Origin of the sequence: Zunongwangia atlantica 22II14-10F7 (assembly GCF_002094855.1) — a bacterium.
Classification (GTDB): domain Bacteria; phylum Bacteroidota; class Bacteroidia; order Flavobacteriales; family Flavobacteriaceae; genus Zunongwangia; species Zunongwangia atlantica.
Genome location: NZ_ARYN01000008.1, coordinates 223,955 through 231,360, shown reverse-complemented (window position 1 = coordinate 231,360; position 7,406 = coordinate 223,955). Strand labels below are relative to the sequence as shown.

General features: G+C 36.1%; 7 protein-coding genes. 3 read left to right on the top strand and 4 right to left on the bottom strand.

Features of this window, described 5'->3' with window-relative positions:
- Positions 1 to 4: 4 nt before the first annotated feature.
- A complete protein-coding gene (locus IIF7_RS10615; protein WP_084841660.1) occupies positions 5 to 493 on the bottom strand; it encodes a GNAT family N-acetyltransferase in 489 nt (162 codons plus the stop codon).
- Positions 494 to 631: 138 nt separating this feature from the next.
- Between IIF7_RS10615 and IIF7_RS10610 the strand changes: the two genes are divergently transcribed.
- Together IIF7_RS10610 and IIF7_RS10605 are read left to right on the top strand one after the other, a co-directional pair.
- Positions 632 to 1,252, top strand: coding sequence for a hypothetical protein (locus IIF7_RS10610; protein WP_139801306.1), 621 nt, complete (start codon positions 632 to 634; stop codon positions 1,250 to 1,252).
- Positions 1,252 to 1,980, top strand: coding sequence for a hypothetical protein (locus IIF7_RS10605; RefSeq protein WP_084841658.1), 729 nt, complete (start codon positions 1,252 to 1,254; stop codon positions 1,978 to 1,980). Before IIF7_RS10610 ends, IIF7_RS10605 begins: the two co-directional genes overlap by 1 nt.
- Before the next feature lie 83 nt (positions 1,981 to 2,063).
- On the opposite strand, the gene IIF7_RS10600 is transcribed toward IIF7_RS10605, so the two are convergent.
- The 3 genes from IIF7_RS10600 to epsC form a co-directional block, all read right to left on the bottom strand.
- Positions 2,064 to 3,578, bottom strand: a complete 1,515-nt coding sequence (locus IIF7_RS10600; protein WP_084841657.1) for a DEAD/DEAH box helicase — start codon at positions 3,576 to 3,578, stop codon at positions 2,064 to 2,066.
- 95 nt (positions 3,579 to 3,673) lie between these two features.
- Entirely contained in the window at positions 3,674 to 4,561 is an 888-nt protein-coding gene (gene cysM / locus IIF7_RS10595) for a cysteine synthase CysM (RefSeq protein ID WP_084841656.1), read from the bottom strand.
- Positions 4,554 to 5,348 (bottom strand): serine O-acetyltransferase EpsC, encoded by a 795-nt coding sequence (gene epsC, locus IIF7_RS10590; protein ID WP_084841655.1) that lies wholly within the window; start codon positions 5,346 to 5,348, stop codon positions 4,554 to 4,556. Before epsC ends, cysM begins: the two co-directional genes overlap by 8 nt.
- 199 nt (positions 5,349 to 5,547) lie before the next feature.
- Between epsC and IIF7_RS10585 the strand changes: the two genes are divergently transcribed.
- On the top strand, positions 5,548 to 7,374 hold the full coding sequence (locus IIF7_RS10585) for a Xaa-Pro dipeptidyl-peptidase (protein WP_084841654.1): 1,827 nt from the start codon (positions 5,548 to 5,550) through the stop codon (positions 7,372 to 7,374).
- Positions 7,375 to 7,406: the final 32 nt, after the last annotated feature.

The following is a 7,406-nucleotide window of genomic DNA, read 5'->3' as shown; positions in this document are numbered from 1 at the left end:
ATATCTAAATTCCTACCACTTTGCTTCTTCGCTCCATAATAACATTGTTTTTCCAAACACCGTGAAGCTTACCTATTCGCTCTCTAAACCCTATTAGCCTAAATCCACATTTTTTATGCAAATTTATACTGGCAGTGTTTTCTTCCATAATTCCGCATTGCAAAGTCCAGAAACCAAGCGCTTCACTTTGCCGAATAAGTTCGTTTAATAAAATATAGCCAAATCCTTTTCCTTTAAAAACAGGATCTATATAAATACTAACCTCTGCTACTCCGTTATAAACACAACGATCTGATACTTTAGTTAGGCCCGCCCAACCAATAACTTCTTCATTATCCTGAAGGATGAAATTGGGCATTTCGAAATACTTTTTTTGCCAGTTTTCAAAAGATGGCGCCGAAATTTCAAAAGTAGCCATCCCGGTATCTATTCCCTTTTGGTAGATAGCAGCAACCCGATCGTAATTTTGACGTGTAATGCCTGAAAATCGCATATTTTTTATGCTTATAAAATGATGCAAAATATAAAGATAAGTTAAATGAGGTATACTTAATAGGTAAAATTTTATATTATTGATCAAATAAATTATTATTCCTAAACGTTATAACTTTAATCATCAATCTAAAACCTTATGAGTCGATATTTTTATCTAAGTCTCCCATTATTATGCCTATTGATCATCTCCTGCAGTAGCGACGACGATATCTCACCAAACAATCCAGAATCTGCATACGAGCTTCAATCTATAGATTGGCGATTTAATGAAGAAAATCCTGAAGAACTGATAAGTGTAGAATTGCCAGAATTTTATTTTAAAAATGAGTCTGATAGCATTTTACCGGTTAGCATTAATCCATTAGAATATTTAGAGGGAAGTTCTAGATTTATATTTAATGATTCATTGGCTTTTGCTGAGTTTAACTATCCCGTGCATGAAATTTCTGCTCCTATGGATACCTTTTTTTTAGAAAGTACATACGCACGTGTACAAGGCAGAATTCAACCCGTTATTTTGCAACAGGAAACCTTTAATTTCGCATTTTCTTCAAACAGTTCAAGCACTACAGAGATCCCTCCAAATAATGAACTTAGGGCAATTTATACCTTAGCAATGAAAAAGGTTTATGCCGATTTCCTTATTACTTACAAAGACGCTAACACTGGAGCCATTAAAACTTTTGATGGAGTTTGGGAAGGCTATTTTTACAATAATAACACTCAGGTAGAATTTGCTATGAACGAGATCGAATAGTGAAATATCTTCTATGCTTATTCATCATTTGCAGCGCTACGGTAAATGCACAGAAAATAACTGGCTATGTTTACAATAGCGAAGGAATTATTCCCAACTTTAAAGTTGAAAATATTTCTAAAGGATTTTATGTAGAAACCAATGCTGAGGGTAAATTTTTGATCTCTGCCAATTTAGGCGATAGCATCAGTTTTAATTCAATTGCTTACGATTATTACGTATTTGTAGTGAAACAATCTCATTTTGAAGAAACAACGGTAGTTGAATTGAAAACAAGTAGCCTGGAGGAGGTAAAAATTACGGGCGGTAAAAATTTTAAAGTTCCGGTAGAAGAATTAGACGATCAATTACTTAAAGGCATCAGAAGTGATATTTCTAAAAATTCACTGGCTTACAGGCCTAGTCAAGGCAACTTAATTGAAGCGCCATTATATCTTGCCAGACTTATTCTTCCGAAGAAAAACAAGACTGCCATAGCTCATAAAGCCGAGTATAACTTAAGATTTGAACATTTTGAAGCCTTTTTTAAAGAAGACGATCTTATAAATGAGGAATTTCTAACCAACGAACTTTTAATTCCGAAGAAATATCACGTCTTATTCTACTATTTTTTAGAAACGAAGCATTATACCTCAGCCCTTCTTGAAAAAAATCAAACATTAGAAATGATTAGCAGGTTACAGGAATCGGCTAAAGAATATCGGGAAGAACTACCTTCTAAGCAATAAAATAAGTGCTTAAAACCTACAATATTAAAAAATAAAAACCCCTCATTTTACGAGGGGTTTTTATTGATTTTATATAAAACTGACTAAAATTCTTTATTAATAGCCATCCTTAATTTTCTAGAATAATCTTCTTCTAACCAGTCGCGATAGTTCTTGGTACTTTTAGAAATACAATACGAATATTGTTTAATTCTGGAAGAAATATCGTCTTTTAACTCTTTAGCTAAAATACGCGCATCAAATACATCTTCGCTATTTTCAACACACATTTTTACGTGCTGCTCCATAGACCATTCTAAAACCGCTTTCGATTTAAGTCCGCGTTTAATCACATCGTCATAAGCTGCTTCTACATCAAAATCTACCGAATCTGAATTAGCGAATTGCTCACGTAGTTCTGGTGGCATTTCATATTTAAATTCGCGTTCAATTTCTTCGTCGCTTAATAGATTTTCAAAATAGAAATCTGGCGAACGGAAAATTTGCTTCCAGTCTACCGGTGAACTCCAATGCCCAAAACGAGCCATATTATTACCAAGATCGATCACGTTAAATTCCTTTTTACCAGGTAACACACGAGATCCACGACCAATCATCTGGAAATATAAAGTAAGAGATTTAGTTGCTCTGTTTAAAATAATAGTATCTACAGTAGGCTCATCAAAACCAGTAGTTAGTATACTTACAGAAGTTACAATAGCATCTGGTGTGTGCTTAAACCACTTTAAAATCTCCTTACGATCCTGTTTACTGGTAGTATTATCTAAATGCCGAATATTGTAACCAGCCTGTTTAAACGTGTAGTAAACTTCTACAGAAGTATTAATACCGTTATTAAAGATAAGGGTTTTCTTTCCCTTAGAACGCTCTAAATAGGCATTTAAAAGCTTTTCCTGCATCGACATGTTCGTATACAGTTCTTCAGAAGATTTTACGGTATAATCTCCGTTCATTCCCACTTTTAAAGCAGAAAGACCTACATTATAGCTATAAATATTAGCGCGAGCCAAAAAGCCTTTATCAATTAATGAAGAAATAGAATCTCCCACGATCAATTCGCGGTAATTATCCTTCATTGGTAATTTGATGTTAGAACTAAGCGGAGTTGCAGTTACCCCAAGAATAAAGCATTTTTCAAAAAACTTAAATAGCTTTCTAAAACTATTGTAATGCGCCTCATCGATAATAACCATCCCAATATCCTCAAGATCTAATTTATCATCGTGAAGACGGTTATTTAAAGTTTCTACCATCGCAACAAAACACATATAGTCATGTTGATCTGGTAATTCTTTTACTTTACTATTAATAATCTTATTTCTCACACCAAAATCTGTAAGCATTTTGTTGGTTTGCTTACAAAGCTCGATACGGTGTGTTAGGATAAGTACTTTCTTTTCTGTACGCTGAATATATTCTCTAACAATTTCAGAAAAAATTACCGTTTTTCCTCCACCAGTAGGTAATTGATATAATAGATTATAATGCTCTGGATGTTCATCTATAACACTAAAAATCTTATCAATATCATTCTGCTGATATCCATAAAGTTGTTTATCTACCTTCTTCTCGCTAATTCCTAAATCTGAAACTTCCATATACCCTGTTTTAATCTGCAATTTTGCAAAAATAACGCATTTTTCAGGTTTATAGAAATTATCTGCGCACAAATCGAAATTTGATCGCTAATTACTTAATCTTCAAACAAATCTGAAGACAAATATCGATCTCCACGGTCGCAAATTATGCTTACAATTACTCCTTCTTTTAAAGATTCGCTTAATTTCACGGCTGCTGCGGTAGCCCCTCCACTACTCATCCCGGCAAAAATTCCTTCTTCTTTTGCCAGTAGCTTGGTCATTTTTCGGGCTTCATCTTCGCTTACTTCGATCACCTGGTCTACTTTGCTTTCATCAAATATCTTGGGAAGATAAGCCTTTGGCCATTTTCTAATTCCGGGAATACTAGAATTATCCGTAGGCTGCACCCCTACAATCTGGATATTTTTATTTTGTTCCTTCAAATAGGTTGAAGTTCCCATAATGGTGCCGGTGGTTCCCATGCTCGAAACAAAATGTGTCACTTTATGATCTGTATCTTTCCAAATTTCTGGACCTGTAGTTTTATAATGTGCTTTCCAGTTATCATCATTACTAAACTGATTGAACATAAAATAACCTTCATCTTCAACTTTAGCTTCAGCATAATCCCTACTTCCTTCTATACCTTCTTCAGCACTGGTTAAGGTCACTTTGGCTCCATAAGCACGCATGGTTTGTACACGTTCTTTGGTAGCATTTTCAGGCATTACCAATTCTATATCTAGCTTAAACATTGAAGCAATCATCGCTAACGCAATTCCTGTATTTCCACTGGTGGCTTCTATTAGTTTAGTATCTTCATTGATTTCCCCTCTATCTAAAGCACTTTTAATCATATTATAAGCGGCGCGATCTTTAACACTACCTCCAGGATTTTGTCCTTCAAGCTTAAAATATAGCTTTACTTTAGGATTGCTGACTAATGTTCTTGCTTCAACTAAAGGTGTATTTCCTATTAATCTAAATATCGATTTACTCATTTTGAGCTGTATTTTTAATATTAATTTGTGGAGTGTGGGAAACCATAGAATTTGCAGGAACAGATTTGGTTAACCAAACATTTCCGCCAATCACACTATTGGCTCCAATTACCGTTTCGCCACCAAGGATCGTTGCATTAGCATAAATTGTTACATTCTCTTCTATCGTTGGATGGCGTTTTACTTTACGCAAATTGCGATCTACGTACAAGGCGCCTAAAGTAACTCCCTGATAGACCTTCACATTGTCTTTAATCACCGCAGTTTCTCCAATAACTACTCCGGTTGCATGATCTATAAAAAATGGCACTCCGATCTTTGCGCCAGGATTAATATCTGTTCCGGTAAGATTATGAGCACACTCGGTCATTAACCTTGGCACCAACGGTAAACCAAATTGGTAAAACTCATGACTTAATCTATAAATGGCAATGGCAAAAAATCCCGGATAAGAAAGGCAAACTTCCTCAACCGAATTTGCCGCAGGATCATTTTCCGCAATGGCCTGTGCATCTGCATTTAATTTTTGAAGAATCTCAGGTAGTTTTTCAAGATATTCTTCCCAAATGTTTCTACAAGGAGTGTTTGGCTTCCAGCAAACAAGATCGGCCAGTGTTTCGAATTCTTTTCCTAATTTCTTTAGGTTTTCTTCAACTTCGGTATCTTCATCAAACAAAGTATAGAACAAATGTTTGGTAAAAGCTTCTGTTCTTTCTTTAATTTCAAACTTAAGATTCGGTAATTTTTTATGGCTTTTTATTTCTTTGATTACTGCGTCCAAATTCATTTGCTTCTCACAATTTTATTCCAAAAATAAGGATTAAGATTGCAATAGTCGACTGAATATTACAAAGCTTTCAGTATAACCTATCGGAATTCTTGGTTTAAGCCGATAATATTTAAAATCTGCCATTAAAACCGAAATGTTTATATTTAGCCAAATCAAACTTTATTCATCATTAACCTCACTTAATTACCTCACTAAAATGATTAAAAAACAAATCGCTTTTTTCTGGATCGCCTGTTCTATCGCGGTTGTAAGCTTTGCACAGGAAAAAGTCAAGCCAATTTTTGAAAATGGAGAAGCGCAAATTGTACCAGAATTTGAAGATTCTTCAAAATGGATTCGACATGATCTTTGGGTTGAAACCGAATTTGATACTGATGGCGACGGAAAATTAGACCGCATGCATGTAGATGTGACCAGACCTGAAGCTACAGAAACTAAGGGATTAAAACTTCCGGTTATTTACGAATCAAGTCCTTACTATGCAGGGACAGCTGGTTTTGCTGAAGGTATTTTTTGGGATGTAAATCACGAACTTGGTGAGTCTCCAAAAGAAAGAGTACATCCAGAAGTTGTAAGACGTGGCGAACGCCCAATAATCTCGAATTCCCAGATCGAAACCTGGGTACCACGTGGTTATATTGTTGTACACTCCTCTTCGCCGGGAACAGGTTTGTCTGATGGTTCTCCTACCGTTGGTGGTGATAACGAATCTCTGGCTCCAAAAGCAGTGATCGATTGGCTAAATGGTCGTGCAAAAGGATTTACCGAGCGTACCGGAAACGAAGAGGTTAAAGCGTACTGGTCTACCGGTAAAGTTGGGATGACGGGGACTTCTTATAACGGAACCATTCCGCTTGCAGCGGCAACAACCGGAGTTGATGGTTTAGAAGCAATTATCCCGGTTGCTCCAAATACTTCTTATTATCACTATTATCGCTCTAATGGATTGGTAAGATCTCCTGGTGGCTACCTTGGCGAAGATATCGATGTACTTTACGACTTTATTCATAGTGGTGAAGAATCTAAAAGAGCCTATAGCAATAAAACCGTGCGTGATACCGAAATGAGAAATAACCTGGATAGAGTTACCGGAGATTATAACGATTTTTGGGCTGGTCGCGATTATTTAAATGATATGAAGCCAATGAAAGCGGCTTTATTAATGTCTCACGGATTTAATGACTGGAACGTGATGCCAGAGCATAGCTACCGTATTTATAAAAAAGCGGAAGAAATGGGATTACCAACACAAATCTATTATCACCAAAACGGTCACGGTGGGCCTCCACCACTTAGTATGATGAATCGTTGGTTTACGCATTTTTTATTCGGAATCGATAATGGCGTAGAAGACGATCCAAAAGCATGGATCGTAAGAGAAAACGACGATCGCCAAAAGCCAACGCCTTATGCCAATTATCCAAATCCAGAAGCTAAAGATGTAAAGTTACATTTAAGCAAAGGAGCGCCAAAAACCGGTAAGCTTCAACTTGAAAAGCAAGATAATCAAGGCAATGAAACTTTAGTAGATAATTATTCTTTTAGCGGTGAAACCCTAGCACAGGCTGAAAACACAGATCATCGTTTGCTTTTTGTGACTCAAACTCTAAAAGAAGATATTCATCTTTCAGGAATTTCAACGATAAGCATAAAATTAGCGAGTAGTAAACCTGCTGCTAATCTTTCGGTTTGGATGGTTTCCTTACCGTGGACAGAAGGTCGAAATTCGAAGATTACAGACAATATTATTACAAGAGGCTGGGCAGATCCTCAGAACTACAAATCAATTACTGAAAGTGAGCCTTTAAAACCAGGGAAATTCTATGAAATGAGTTTCGATCTAATTCCAGATGATCAAATCATTAAAAAAGGACAGCAAATCGGACTAATGATCTTTTCTAGTGATAAGAATTTCACTTTACATCCCGAGCCGGGAACAGAACTAACAGTAGATCTTGATGCGACATCGATCACGATTCCTGTGGTTGGTGGCGAAGCAGCTTTAAAGACTGCTTTAGAATAATCTTTATCGAAATTGTATAAAATCAGCCGGAA